Annotated in this window: 11 protein-coding genes; 2 read left to right on the top strand and 9 right to left on the bottom strand. The window is 39.3% G+C overall.

The features are described 5' to 3' along the window. Window positions 1–22 precede the first annotated feature (22 nt). Window positions 23–1,471 (bottom strand): 6-phospho-beta-glucosidase, encoded by a 1,449-nt coding sequence (locus MHI06_RS16105; RefSeq protein WP_340398411.1) that lies wholly within the window; start codon window positions 1,469–1,471, stop codon window positions 23–25. 14 nt (window positions 1,472–1,485) lie between these two features. Continuing rightward, window positions 1,486–3,426 carry a beta-glucoside-specific PTS transporter subunit IIABC gene (locus MHI06_RS16100; protein WP_340398410.1) on the bottom strand — a complete coding sequence of 647 codons (1,941 nt, stop codon included), beginning with the start codon at window positions 3,424–3,426 and terminating at the stop codon, window positions 1,486–1,488. A gap of 667 nt (window positions 3,427–4,093) precedes the next feature. Here MHI06_RS16100 and MHI06_RS16095 point away from each other — a divergent pair. Then, window positions 4,094–5,002 carry a DMT family transporter gene (locus MHI06_RS16095; RefSeq protein WP_340398409.1) on the top strand — a complete coding sequence of 303 codons (909 nt, stop codon included), beginning with the start codon at window positions 4,094–4,096 and terminating at the stop codon, window positions 5,000–5,002. Window positions 5,003–5,577: 575 nt separating this feature from the next. Next, window positions 5,578–5,928, top strand: coding sequence for a hypothetical protein (locus MHI06_RS16090; protein WP_340398408.1), 351 nt, complete (start codon window positions 5,578–5,580; stop codon window positions 5,926–5,928). A 788-nt stretch (window positions 5,929–6,716) separates the two neighbouring features. On the opposite strand, the gene MHI06_RS16085 is transcribed toward MHI06_RS16090, so the two are convergent. The 7 genes from MHI06_RS16085 to MHI06_RS16055 all read right to left on the bottom strand — a co-directional run bounded on the left by MHI06_RS16085 (window position 6,717) and on the right by MHI06_RS16055 (window position 13,773). Next, window positions 6,717–7,841, bottom strand: coding sequence for a stalk domain-containing protein (locus MHI06_RS16085; RefSeq protein ID WP_340398407.1), 1,125 nt, complete (start codon window positions 7,839–7,841; stop codon window positions 6,717–6,719). A gap of 244 nt (window positions 7,842–8,085) precedes the next feature. Beyond that, complete coding sequence (locus MHI06_RS16080; RefSeq protein ID WP_340398406.1) at window positions 8,086–9,021, bottom strand: NADP-dependent oxidoreductase; 936 nt, start codon at window positions 9,019–9,021, stop codon at window positions 8,086–8,088. A 351-nt stretch (window positions 9,022–9,372) separates the two neighbouring features. After that, entirely contained in the window at window positions 9,373–9,777 is a 405-nt protein-coding gene (locus MHI06_RS16075; protein WP_340398405.1) for a GNAT family N-acetyltransferase, read from the bottom strand. Window positions 9,778–9,918: 141 nt separating this feature from the next. After that, complete coding sequence (locus MHI06_RS16070) at window positions 9,919–10,530, bottom strand: GNAT family N-acetyltransferase (RefSeq protein WP_340398404.1); 612 nt, start codon at window positions 10,528–10,530, stop codon at window positions 9,919–9,921. Window positions 10,531–10,557: 27 nt separating this feature from the next. Continuing rightward, on the bottom strand, window positions 10,558–11,415 hold the full coding sequence (locus MHI06_RS16065; protein WP_340398403.1) for a DegV family protein: 858 nt from the start codon (window positions 11,413–11,415) through the stop codon (window positions 10,558–10,560). A gap of 70 nt (window positions 11,416–11,485) precedes the next feature. After that, window positions 11,486–12,649, bottom strand: a complete 1,164-nt coding sequence (locus MHI06_RS16060; RefSeq protein WP_340398402.1) for an NAD(P)/FAD-dependent oxidoreductase — start codon at window positions 12,647–12,649, stop codon at window positions 11,486–11,488. Window positions 12,650–13,071: 422 nt separating this feature from the next. Beyond that, window positions 13,072–13,773, bottom strand: a complete 702-nt coding sequence (locus tag MHI06_RS16055) for an SDR family oxidoreductase (RefSeq protein WP_169479232.1) — start codon at window positions 13,771–13,773, stop codon at window positions 13,072–13,074. Between the last annotated feature and the right edge of the window lie 153 nt (window positions 13,774–13,926).

Below are 13,926 nucleotides of genomic sequence, written 5' to 3'. Positions count from 1 at the left end.
ACACGCGAATACTACCGATCAATTAATCAAGGAAATACCCTGCCCCATTATTAGCAATAATGTCTTTGTACCAATGAAAACTTTTCTTTCTGATTCTTCGGAGCGTGCCAGAGCCATCGTTGTTTTTGTCAACATAAATGAACCCATACCGTTTTTTCATCTCGCCAGTACCGTTACTCACAAGATCGATCGGTCCCCAACTTGTATACCCTATAATATCAACTCCGTCTTTTATTGCTTCAGCAATCTCTGCAAAGTGAAGATCTAAATACTTAATGCGGTAATCATCTTCAACGGTATCATTATCCAGAAGAGTATCTTGCGCACCAAGTCCGTTCTCTACGATAAATAATGGTTTATTGTACCTCTCATGCAACTGGTTACAAGTAATCCGCATGCCCTTTGGATCAATTGTCCATCCCCATTCTGAGGTTTCCAAATAAGGGTTGATTACAGAACCAAACACATTCCCATCTGTGTAATTCTTCAGTATTTCAGGATCAGCACTGGTACAACGGCTCGAATAATAGCTAAAACCAATGTAATCCACTGTATATTTCTTCAAAATTTCCAAATCTCCAGGCTCAAACTGAAGTTTAATTCCATTCTCGATGAAAAAGCGTTTTGCATATCCGGGATACTCACCTTTAGATTGTACATCAATCAAGAGGTAGGATTCTCGTTCCATTTCCATCACTTCCCAGTAATCTTCTGGATTACTACTGTACGGATACACATTCCCTGCTGCCAACATACATCCGATTATGGCGTTAGGAATAATTTCATGACAAGCCTTAACCGCCAGAGCACTTGCAACCAGTTCATGATGCGCTGCTTGATACAGAACTTGTTGTTTATTCTCTCCTGCTTCAAAAATAATGCCAGCTCCTGTATAAGGCAGATGCAACAACATATTAATCTCGTTAAATGTCATCCAGTATTTCACTTTGGTTTTATAGCGTTCAAACAATGTTTTGGAGTATTTTTCAAATAGCTCAATCATAATTCGGTTTTTCCAACCGCCATACGTTTTCGCCAAGTTCACAGGTAAATCGAAATGACATATAGTAACGACAGGCTCAATATTATACTTCAGAAGTTCATCAAACACGTCATCATAGAATTGCAATCCTGCTTCATTCGGGGTTACATCGTCACCATTGGGAAAAATCCGAGCCCATGAAATCGACATTCGAAACGATTTGAAGCCCATTTCCGCAAAAAGAGCGATATCCTCTTTATAACGATGATAAAAATCGATAGCTTCGTGGGAAGGATAAATCTCGCCTTCCTCGGGTTCAAACGAATTTAAGTTACCCATCGAAACCTGATCACGTTTAGGCCCCTTCGGCATCAAATCAATGGTCGTTAGTCCCTTACCATTAGCTAGGTATGCCCCCTCAATTTGATTGGCAGCCGTAGCACCACCCCACAGAAAACCATCCGGAAATGTAGTGATTTTATTAAACATATCCAATTACCTCCCTATTTTTGTGCATATACTTTGAGTAACGGTTCTTTTTCATCTACCCTGTCATTTGCAATTCCTACAATGTCGTGATACATGGACGTATTTGTAATAACAATGGGGGTTACCATTTCATAACCGGCATCCTGGATCGCCAGCAAGTCGAACTCTACAATGACATCCCCAACCTTAACCCGATCCCCATCTTTCACGAATGAATTGAAGTGCTGACCTTTTAGCTGAACGGTATCTTGTCCAATATGAATGAGTATTTCTACTCCATCATCACTGATAAGGCCAATAGCATGTTTCGTACGGTAAATCGTTTGTACAATACCGTTTATTGGAGATACGACACGTCCAGTTGTAGGGAAGATGGCTATCCCTTTGCCCATATACTCTCCTGCGAAAGTTTCATCCTTAATATCTTGGAGTCTAACTACAGTACCTGTCATTGGACTAACGATTTCAAAGGGTTGGTCATTTAATTGACTTGTATTAGGAACGAATTCTTGTTTTTCAGCAATATTGGTTGATATCGTCTCTGTTGGATCTTTAAAACCAATAAAGTAGGTTAAGACAAACCCAAAAATAAAGGCGACGGCAGTTGCAATGAGTGACATATAAAAACTGAAATCAATACCGGCTACCTTATTTACAAAGTTAGGATAGCCGAACACACCGAGGCCTCCAAGAATGTAAAATTTTGACCCAGCATATCCCAAAAGACCTCCACCGATCCCTCCGGCAATACAACTCATAATGAATGGTCTTCTTAAGGGTAAGGTCAAACCATATATAGCAGGCTCTGTGACACCAAAAATCCCAGAAATGAATGCCGGTACACTCAACGCTTTTATTTTTCGATTTTTAGTTTTGATCAGAACTGCTAGAACCGCACCGATTTGCGCAAATGAAGCCCCAAAAGAAAGCGCCATAATTGGATCTGATCCAAGTGTTCCAATATTCAGCAACGCGATGGGGATAATTCCCCAATGAAGTCCAAAAAGAACCAAAACCTGCCACATGGAGCCTATTATTATACCCGTTAAAATAGGGCTAAATCCGTAAATTTCAGTAGCGCCCGCTCCAATTAAATTTCCTGCCCATGTAGATATAGGCCCTATTACCAAAAAAGTAGCTGGGACGATGATAAGCATCGTAAAAAAGGGAACCAAGAATGTTCGTACCACTTGTGGTGTAACTCTTTTTAGAACTTTTTCTAATTTAGATGCAGAGAACGAAGCTAAAATGATGGGTATGACTGAGGAGGAATACGTCATTAAAATTACTGGCAGACCCAAAAACGTAATATGAATTGGAGATTCAAAAATTGTCCCTCCAAACAAAATGTATTGAGGGTCCCCTTCACTTAAACTCGATAACGTTGGGTAAACGAGTGATGCCCCTATAGCCATTCCTATAAAGGACGACCCACCAAATTTTTTCATTGCAGTGTACCCTAAAAATACGGGGAAGAAGTAAAACAAGCAATCTCCAGTTGCTTTTAACAATTGATATGTTCCAGATGTTTCCGTAATCCATCCAAAAGATAAAAACAGTTCGTTGAACCCTTTAATCATTCCTGTCGCAGCCAACAAACCAAGTAATGGCTGAAAAACACCTGAAATCATATCAATAAAACGATTGAAGATATTTCCTTTGGCTGTTTTATTTTCATCGGAACTTAAAGTCTCTTCACCCTCTACAGACCAATTTCCAAGTTTAGTGATGGCCTTATATACATCCGGAACTTCATTCCCTATCACAACTTGGTATTGACCGCCACTTTGCATGACCGTAATGACCCCAGACAGTTTCTTTAATTCTTCTGTTTGGGCCATTCCTTCGTCCCTTAATTGAAATCGCAATCGTGTTATACAATGAACAACGCTGTTAACGTTTTCAACACCGCCAACTCGAGACAAAATCTCCTTGGCCAACTGATCATAATTCATGAGTGCTCTTCCTCTCTGGCTGTGACTTTGCATCAAAAAAACTGTATGGCTGTCCAGTGGATAGACTCTAAACATCATTTCCATGCTGAAGTTCAGCGTTCTGTTTTTTTGCACAACGACGCTCAATTCTGCAAGGCTATTTTAGTAATTTCAAATTTGTCAACAGCCTTAAAATTTTGTGAAAAGTTAGCAAAAAGTACGTCTTTTCTGGCCAGAAATGGTATTGCCTGATTGAACAGTCACAACCCAGTTGATGTACAAGCTCTCTTTGCGGACAATAATAAAACACTTTTTTCAAAAAATGCAAGTGTTTTTTTACTAGGACTTGACTTATAAAAAGGTATTCACATGACCATACTTACATTTCATATATGAAAGAAAATTTAGTTCAAATATTCCATATGAATTTTAGAATATTTGCTATACAAGCACATTACTATGTACTCAACTGTTACTGAAGGTGTAGGTTCCTTTTGACTTTTATCCCCAATCTCTTTCACAGGTTATTGACAAGAACAAACCTTTGCTTTTATACTGATACCGGAATGAACGAAATACTAAAACCCGATGGATGTGGATTTTTCTAGAGAGTGATCTCTATTTTCGCCACACGAATGCCTATGCGCATTTGTGTGGTTTTTTTGTATGCAAAAAAGGAGGAATATTTATGAAATTATGGCATTATGCACTTATTGTATTTTTGGGAGGTTGTTGTTACGGCATACTTTCCACATTTGTTAAACTGGCTTATAACGCTGGCTTTTCAACACCAGAAGTCACTGGCGCGCAATATTTCTTTGGTGCAGTTTTAAGTTGGATATTTGTGATCTTTGTCAAAAAGAGAAGCCTTACTCTCAAGCAAATTACAAAACTTCTATTATCCGGGATCCCCTTTGGACTGACAGGTATGTTTTATTATCAATCACTACAGAGCATAAATGCTTCTCTAGCTATTGTCTTACTATTTCAGTTTGTTTGGATTGGGACATTATACGAATGGGTCCTTCAGAAGAAAAAACCTACCAGGGGCAAACTAATCTCGATTGGTATACTCCTTTTCGGTTCCGTACTAGCGGCTAACATCTTTTCTCAAGGAAATCTCTCGTTATCGTGGCAAGGAACAATTTGGGGACTACTGGCTGCTTCAACTTTCGCTTTATTTATTTTCCTCAGTGGTTCTGTTGCGAGAGATACTTCGCCCGTATTGAAAAGCGCCCTTCTTTCAACTGGAGCTGTTATTACTGTCTTTGTGGTTTTCCCTCCAACCTTCTTATTCAACCTGGATGTGCTGGCAGGATTGAGTCCATATGGATTAGTTCTCGGAGTTTTTGGCGTTGTATTGCCTCCACTTCTGTACTCCATAGGTATGCCCCATATCGGTTCAGGAATGGGTACAATTATGACCGCATCTGAATTACCCATGGCCGTTATAATGTCTTCTCTTGTACTAGGAGAATATGTAGGTTGGTCTCAATGGCTTGGAGTGATTATTATTTTATGCGGTATCTCATTTAGTAGCATAAGACAAAGAGGATTAAGACCACAATCTTCTATGAAGGAATATACATCTCTTTAGAGTTAGAGATGTAAAGAGAAAGCTATTTGTGAATTCTATCGTTACACATATAGCAATAATCCAAAAATTTCAGAACAAGACTTGGAGCATTTACAAGGCTGTTTGGAACTTGCCCAGTTGTACTAGTAAACGAAAATGAACCGTTTGGTTCCCTTCTAGCGATCAACAAGGTAATATGTGGAAGAATAATTTAATCTTGTTTCTGGGGGGGATCCTACCCAACATCGAGAATTTGTTATGATAGCTGCTAAGTATAGGATACCAGAGGAGCGCGCACTAGCATTGTATATACTTCTAAGGAACTTTGCCCGGTTGCAACTCCTCATGTTTGTTTTGTATATGCGAGTTCTTCTGCTCAAATAGTTTAATGGCTGACAGATTAAACGTGCCCCAGCGCCTATCTACAATTTGTACATTAAGGAGATCAATCGCAATGTACAAATTGATGTTCCTGTACCTAAGTTATCTGACCAAATCAAAACACTACATGTTGAACTGCACTAACGAACAAATGAGAGTAGATCTATAATAGAAGAAAAAAATTTGAATCTTGTCCAACAATCACTGATGTTGGCATGAGTTCAACTTCAGCAAGTTTACTGACTTCTATCCCGTTATTATGTATTGGATTTTGCTCCTTATTTGCCGGACGCTTAGCAAACCGTTACCAATCCGAGAAAGTTATTACCATCTTCATTGCTTGTATTGGTATCGCAACATTTCTGCGCTTTTTTACGAATTCGCCAGTATATCTATTAATCACTGCGTTATTCATTGGTGCTGTAGGTCCTTTTATCATTGGATTATTATATGACTACACAGGAAGCTTCCTTCCAACGATGTATTTGTTAATTGCTATTGGATTTATTGTGATTTTCTTAGGTTGGAAAATTACTAAACCAACAGATAAAGCGAATGTAGGATAGTACGAATATATTTCCCCTATACGGTTTCGCGATATGGATAACAAAACAAAGAAAGCTGCTGACCACATGGTCAAAAGCTTTCTTGTTGTTATAGAGCTAACGTTTCTCGTTAGCTTAATGAATTAACGAGGAGACGAGCGATCGGTTAAATGCCCCATCTCGGAAATCGCGGTACAAGTTCTTGTCCCTCCCTCTGATTGCTTTACATAACAAGCAAATTTGGAATTTGATCTAATTTCTTCATCATTTTTCTAGCCTGGTAGGGTATTTATGTCATTCAACAAATACTTTGTCGTCAAGGAAGACCGTGATGTGAATGTGAGGACGACTATTGATCGTGGAACTCCCCTTTGTCACAACGGGTATCTCCATAGAAATAAAGTGATAAAACCCATTGTAGAGGGTATACATGGGCTGCGGCAGCAAATTAACGGAGAATGAAAAATCCCATTGTTTCTCAAAGTATATTAATAATTTATCCCTATCGACTTTAATCATAGAGTAATTTGAAAATTCTATACAAAATAAAGCTAAGGATCGGCTGGGACAAGAACTTGTGTCGAAATTTCATACCTTTACTTTACATAAAATTGTTTTTGGAGGTCGTGAGAGAACAGTTTTTTTGTAAGGGGTTATTCCCCTAAAGCCGCTCTGCAGCTCTATTATTGTAAACCCGCCACCAAAAAATAGAGCCAGACATTCTCCTACAGAGAAAGGCCCGACTCTATACTTGTTAGAAGAATTTCTATTACCTAAGGTTCAACTGCACCTCATGTAACAACCTTGTATTAGGATAGCCGATGAATCGACCATACTATATCCGTACTGAATCCAATGGAGAGACCATCAGCTTCGTAATATAACCCGACTTGATCACCTGCCTGCAGCTCTACATCACCGGTTAACGTCACCGTCGCACTACCTAGTACAGTTCTCATAGTTAAAACTAACGCTATATTAACGTCAAGGAAAGGCATATAACCTTTTATTAAATCAATATTGCCATTCTTCTTTACAGTAAAAACCGGATCAATGTCTCTTCCTATGCTTACATTGATTGGCGCGTCAATCTTATAATTAACAGTTGCATGTATGGTATATCTGCCAGTGTCCGGTGCCGTAAATATCCCTGTTCCAGGATTAAACGTAGGGCTTCCGTAATATGGGGACGTCTCGTTCCAATTCGAAAATAGCGTGTTACTATTGATTGAGTATGTCGTACCGGTAACAGAAAATCCTTCCGAGGTAAAAGAAGTCCCCGCTGGGCCTGGATCTCCTTGCGGTCCTGCTGGACCTTGTGCTCCCGCTGGCCCTGAATTTCCTTGCGGTCCCACGTGGCCTTGTGGTCCTGCTGGCCCCGAAGCTCCTTGTGCTCCAACTGGTCCAGTCGCTCCGGTATCGCCTTTATCTCCCTTGGCTTCATCGCCTGTAGAATTCTGCGATTCTTCGACAACTGATGGAAAAGTACTGATGATGATGGTTTTAATGGTGGAATTCCATACTACTTTTGCTCCGAATAATTCCGCAATAAAACGTACGGGTACCATAACCCGGTTCTGAATGATCTTAGCAGGTTGATCGAGCGCGACCTTTTCCTCTACATCACCGATTTTTACGCTGGCAGTTGGGTTTCCGATAATTAGAACACCCAATGCATCTCCTTTAATAACCGTTATGGTTTGTGTAGAACTATTCCAGTTAAGAGACACACCGAGCGATTCTTCAAGGACCCTTAAAGGAATAAGTGTGGTTCCTTTATGGACAACGGGTTTGACGTCACTCTGGACTACACTATCATTAACAATAATAGAGATCTCATCTATTTGGCTGCCTGGAGCCGCCTGAGCAGCAGAAACCACAAACAACGTCATTACAAGCACAAATACAATGGATAATTTCAATCTTTTTATCACTTAACTTTCCCCCATATTAATTAATTTTTATCCCTTAATCACGGTTGCGATCATCTCATTCTCTAAGTAGACATTGTAGACAAAATAATAGGAATTGTAGTCATACGAAAGTAGTACGCTGCCCTGAAAAAAACAATCGTTCGGGTATACGCTTAGATATACAACTAATCGGCAATCGGATAAAAGAAAAAAGCCACTGAATTAGTGACTTTAATGGGACTATATTCCTCTCCAGTCTCCTTGCTTAAAATGTAATGACAATTTTACCTACAGCATGGTGGGTTTCACTCAAAGCATGTGCATCATAGATACCCTGCCTACTGAATGGGAATGTTTCCCCTACAATCGACTTTATCTTTTTCTCTTCCATCAGTTCTGCCATTCTCTGCAATTGATCACCATCTGGCTGCAGCCAAATCCCCTTCGCTGATACATTGTGAGACTTAGCGGTATCATGATTGGGTTCACCAACAATAGTAATCAGTTTTCCGGTATTTGGCTTAAGCACCTTATAGCTATTCTCAGCTACTTCTCCACCCATCGTGTCAAAGACTAAATCTATATCTTTTAGAATTTCTTCAAAGTTCTCCTTTTTGTAATCAATGACCTGATCTGCACCTAACGAATAAAGAAGTTCATGATTTTTTTCGCTTGCTGTTGTAATAACATGAGCGCCGGCATTCTTTGCTAATTGAATGGCATAAATACCTACACCACCAGCTCCAGCGTGAATAAGTACAGTTTCACCTTCTTTTAAATCGCCATGAGTAAACAGTGCCTGCCATGCTGTTAAACCAGCTAAAGGTACAGCTGCAGCTTCCTCATATGAGATTGAATCAGGTAGTTTTGCCAGTAGGTGCTCATCAACTGCTGTATACTCAGCATACGTACCGAAACGAGTTGTTTCAGGACGACTGAATACTCGGTCCCCAACGTTCCACTTCGTAACGTTTGAACCAATTTCACTTATGACTCCAGCTAAATCCCAACCTAAGATAATAGGGAATTCCCAATCAAACATTTCTTTTAAGTAACCCTCTCTTAATTTCCAATCGATTGGATTAATGGATGTTGCCTCTAGTTTTACAACCACTTGATTGGCTTCTGCCCTTGGTCTATTCACTTCCTGCTCGACTAACTCTTCTTTACTTCCATATTGATTAATCACAACTGCTTTCATTGTTGTAACACTCCTTTAAGCTAATAGCCTTTTATGTGTTATTCCCGATTATTTATTTCTAGTCAGTGAGCGTTCATAAATATTATCCTTACTCATTTTTAACAACTGGGATAAAATTATGCAGAAAAATAATTTAATTATTAAACACTACGTTTGTTTCTTCTAGGCTCAAACCTCCTGGTCTACAAAACGAGTGGTGCAGCTTATGTGTGGCGGGATCCATTAATTCCACTCCCTATAGAGGCATTCCGCTGTGACAAACTAATTAAAGTTAAATTGAACAAAGACAGCCGATTACTTTGATCGGCTGCCTTCTACGTTTCGTTATACTATAGTTTCCCGTTAGTTTAATCATATCAACTCTGAAATAAACATGGGTGTAGCCCCATCCTCTGTATCAAAGCCGAATTTATGATAGAAATCCACTGCATGAGGATAAGAAATTAATACTTTTGTTTTGCACCCTTGATATCTATCCAGCATAATAGTCATCATTTCCTTACCTACACCTATACCCTGGTAACTCGGATTAATAAGCATATAATGAAAATATACCGTTAAAACACCATCTGACAAAGCATTTATTAAACCGACAAGCTTTCCTTCTTCCCAAGCCGTAACAATTGAATGAGACCCTGCGATTGCTTGTAAAAGCTCGTTGGGATACTTCCCAGACTCCCATTCTACCGAAAGAAATAACTCTTGGAGTGCATCCTTTGTGATATCCTCTTTGCTTGAAGCGTAATAAATACTCACCCCTATACCTTCCTCTCACTTTCATCAAAGTGAATAATCACTTAATATACCCCAATATACTATTAAAAATAGGTGTAGAAAATGGACTAAAGCAAGTGGGATTTGGATTTATTTACATTAAAGAATTCATGAGATTACTTCTTACATGAGCTTTTTGACCATGCGATACAAAGATACGGTAGGTTTTACTATTTCAGATGTAATTTCATAGCCCAGTTTGGCGTATAGTTTGGCAGCGAGATGATTCTCTTTTTTGACTGTAAGGGAACTTAGAGTATACCCCTGTTTAATCGCCTGCTCTTCTGCATGTTGAATGAGTTGGGAGCCTATCCCCATCCCTCTGCTTTCAGGCATAGCTGCAAGGGTTGCAATATGGTACTCTCCTTTGAATCCTTCCTTCAGTGTGAGTGTTGTGAATAAGGCTCTTGGATGCAGCAGATTGTAAGTGATCAGTCCCAGTTTTCGGTATGAAAACAGTTGTTTCGCCGTAGAGGAGGCCAATTGTTCCAGATCGGTAATGGGTAGACACGTAATCATTCCAAGCGATTTGTCACCCATTTTTGCCTCATAGGCAAATTCATGACTAAATCGATTGTTCTTAGACTTCCATAGCATTCTGAATGTCGCATCAGCAACGCTTTGCTTACTTGACCCCACAATTGAATGTGCCATATCTCCAACTGCCATTAAATTGAGTTTGGCTCCAACAAGAGAATTTGGATCGGCCTGCGAGATTAAGATGTCTGTCTTCATATTGATCAATACTCCTTTCCAGATCCCTTACACATTCAAGTAGCTTATCGCAATGGTGTTCGGACCAGTATGTGAACCTATTACACAGCCACCCTCAATAACTATCACTTCTTTAAAGTAAGCATGCTCAAGTATGCTAGTCCGAACTTTATCTGTCATTTTCTCCGCAACCGTTTGAGCAATAATCAAGAGATTGGGACAAATCTGATTTTTTTGAGTTGAAATCTTTTGTATGATACTTTCCAATGCCTTATCCATTTTGCCGCGATATTTTTGAACGGAACGTACCTCTCCATTGATGATATTTAAGATGGGCCGCACCCTGAGCACGTTACCAATTAGGTGCTGCATACTATTAACGCGACCTCCTTTATGCAGATAATCGAGTCTGTCTACCAATACTTCAATCTTGACCTTCTCCCTCACATGTTCTAAATCTGCCAGCACCTCTTCGATAGACTGCCCCATTTCAATTGCACGTGCAGCACGAAACACTAACATGGCATAACTTGCTGATAAATGCATGGAGTCAATGATATGAATCCGTCCAGCAGGGAACTCTTTAGCTGCAATATGCGCATTTTGATTGGTAGAAGATACTTTGGATGACATGCTAATATATAGAATTTGTTTACCTGCGAGAATCTCTGCTTCAAAGGTTTGATAAAAGTCTGAAGGAGATGGAGCTGCGGTTTTAGGGATGATCCCCTCTTCCTCGGAACGACGATATAGCTCGGCTGGAGTGATCTCAATATTATCCTTATAAGTTTGAGACCCCATGATTACATAAAGTGGCACAACACTAATATCGTATTGTTGTAGCCATTGGTTCGATAGGTCTGCGGTGCTGTCAACTATCAATTTAATAGTATGGTCTCTTCTCATAATGTTCACCCTTTCACCCTATCCATTCCATAGAACAATATCAGACGGTCATCCATTTCTATTTAATCTATTAATTTTCCCAATGAATCTTGTAATTTGGATCAATAGTAGATCCGCTAAACAAACCAATATCAAAACCATTGCTGAAATCGAACCCTTTACTTACATCAAATATTTCCAAGCTATTCTGTATGGCATTTATACGATCTTTGCGATCAGCTTCTAAATAATACAACGCGTCAGTATAATGGTGTTTCTGTAACATTTTAGCTAAGTACATGGCGTCCTCTAAAGCCACGGAGCTTCCATATCCCGTGTTGGGGTTTATGGTATGTGCAGAATCTCCAATTACTACAGCCCGCCCTTTAGACCAGCTAGGAATAGGATCAACACAATATATTTGTTTAGGAATAATGTTAAACGATTTCTTGATAATCTCTGACAACGCTCCATGTTCACCATAACGTTTTACCAAATCTGATTTAAGTTCATCTAGATTCCTAAGTTCGAATTCCTCTTTTGGAATTTTCCTCTCTTGATATCCAGATGCTTGCCAAGATAGGTTTAATTCGTCGGTTGGATGGCTTTTAGAAAATAAGAAATTGGCATTCTCCGAAAAATAAAATAATTCATCCCCATTCATGAGGTTTTGTACATGTTTACTATCAATATCCTGAAATGATGCGATTCCATATAACGCCCATGATTTTGCATAACGTAATAGATGATCAGGAAACATTTGGTTTCTTACTGTTGAATGTAAACCATCTGCACCAACTAACAAACTTCCCATTTCCTGTTGACCGTCTTCAAAATAAGCAGTCACACTCGAAGCGTCCTCGGAGAAACGGGTGAGTTTTTTATTATAATGTACTTCGACGCCACTAGATTTAGCATGTCTCATCAAAATTTCAACAAGATCGGAACGCTGCATGTAAATAGATCTTCTACTGAAAGTCGAACTCTGCATTAAATTTATTGAGGCAATTTCCGTATTGTCAGTCGTTAAGAGTCTCATCCGATCAGCAGAATGACTACTCATTTTGATGAGTTCTTCTATCCCTAATTCTTTCATCACGTGCACACCACTTTTGTTAATTCGGAAACTAGATCCTTCAATTCGCTTGTAAGGATAGTTCTCGTACACTGCGCAATCAATTCCCGCCTTTTTCAAAAAAATTGCTAATGAAAGCCCACTAATTCCAGCGCCTATAATAATGATTTTTTCTTTCATAATCGCTCCTCCTCATATTTAATATTTGTGTAATAAACTACAATTCTGTCTGGGTAATCCTGCTTCAAACTAACGTACAGTGATCACCAACTTTTAATTGATAATAAAAAGTACCTTTTGATAGTATTTTATATCAAATTTAATATGAAATCAAATGTACCTATATTCTTTCAGGAGTTAGGAACTCATGGGACACAACGCTAGGCTAAAAGAACTTATACGGATAAACTAAAAAAGCCGCTAAATTAGCGACTTCAATGACACAATGTTATTGTCCCGTGACATCTACTGAGTTGTGCTCTCCGGATTAGCCCAGTTATCGTACAGATAGATCTACTAGAGTCTTCTAAAATACCACATGACGTGCCATTACAGTGGCACGCCATCATGTTGAACAACTCCTCTGTAGTTAAACTCGTTTTTTATTTAGAAAGTTGTGGGTATAGTGCAGCTACACCACCAGCAAGTCCAGCTTGTACTTGACGACTAACTTCATCTGCGATAATTTCAAAGCTGTCAGATTCTATGCCGTCAATAGCTATTTTCGCGATATCTGCAGGATTGGATTTAGGCATATCTACGTTAGCGGTCATGTCTGTCTCCATAAAGCCAACATGTAGACCAGCTACTCTTACATTGCGTGGATATAGATTTAATCGTAAGTCATTCGTTAATGCCCACTCTGCAGCCTTGGCAGCCGTATACGCGCCTAAAGTTCCCGAACTAAACCATGATAATCCGGAAAGGATATTCAAAATGGATCCTCCCCCGTTGTTCTCTATGATCGGTGCAAATGCCCGAACCATGGACAGTGTACCGAAAAAGTGTGTATTAAATTCCAAATCTATTTTTTCAGGATCACCGTCTAGTAAAGACGCTCCTGTTGATGAACCTGCATTGTTGATTAGCACGGTAACATCCTGAGCGATCATAGCAGCAGCTGCAACTTCTTGTGGGTTGGTAATATCCAACTTAACTGGTGTAACACCTGGAATATCAATAGTCTCCGGGTTTCTTGCACCTGCATACACTTTCGCCCCTCTTGATAGAAGTTCCAGGGCAAGATGGCGGCCAAATCCTCGGTTTGCTCCGGTAACAAATGCGACTTGTTCAGAAATTTTCATTTTTATTATCTCCTTTTATTGTGTAGATTTCTTATTAGATGAAGGGATATGTTAACAAAACAAGAATGATCGTTCTATAATTGGTAAAAAGAAGAATCTCATCAAGAAGAAAACTTTATTACTGCTTTATTTTCTTCAAATTCTCTGTACCGC

Origin of the sequence: Paenibacillus sp. FSL H8-0079 (genome assembly GCF_037991315.1) — a bacterium.
GTDB lineage: Bacteria > Bacillota > Bacilli > Paenibacillales > Paenibacillaceae > Paenibacillus.
This window is presented reverse-complemented; position numbering and strand designations above follow the sequence as displayed.